This is a genomic window from Pseudomonas sp. P4_C8 (assembly GCF_056401975.1).
Map to the genome: position 1 here is coordinate 1 of NZ_JBFUIH010000124.1, position 634 is coordinate 634.

Genomic DNA, 634 nt, shown 5'->3' on the forward strand with positions numbered 1-634 from the left:
GTGAACGTGGCCACGCTCAGGAGATTATCGACATCGCTGTCATTGCCGAGCACGTTGCCGGTGGCCGCGTGGTCTTCATCGACCGTCTGGGTATCCGCGGTCAGGACGCTCGGGTCATTGACCGGAGTGACGCTGATATTCAGCGTGCTGGTGGAACCGGTGCTGGTGGTGTAGGTGACGGTCGGCACGGTGCCGTTCCAGTTATCCACCGGGGTAAAGGTGTAAGCACCATTCGCCCCGATCACCAGGGTGCCGACGTTGGCGATGGTCGCCGGGGTGGCGCCTGCGGTGTACTCGGTGCCGCGAACCGTGAACGTGGCCACGCTCAGGAGATTATCGACATCGCTGTCATTGCCGAGCACGTTGCCGGTGGCCGCGTGGTCTTCATCGACAGTGTTGGTATCCGCGGTCAGGACGCTCGGGTCATTGACCGGAGTGACGCTGATATCCAGCGTGCTGGTGGAGCCGGTGTTGGTGGTGTAGGTGACGGTCGGCACGGTGCCGTTCCAGTTATCCACCGGAGTAAAGGTGTAAGCACCGTTGCTGGCGATGATCAGCGTTCCGACACCGGTCATGGTTGCGGTCTGGCCCGCCGTGAAGCTGCCGTCGACCCCATTCACGCTGAAGCTGGAGA

General features: G+C 62.1%; 1 protein-coding gene. It reads right to left on the reverse strand.

Annotated features, from left to right (window positions below):
- Positions 1-634 (reverse strand): Ig-like domain-containing protein (locus tag AC1DWM_RS30165; protein ID WP_477796900.1); only part of this gene is annotated, 634 nt, incomplete at both ends.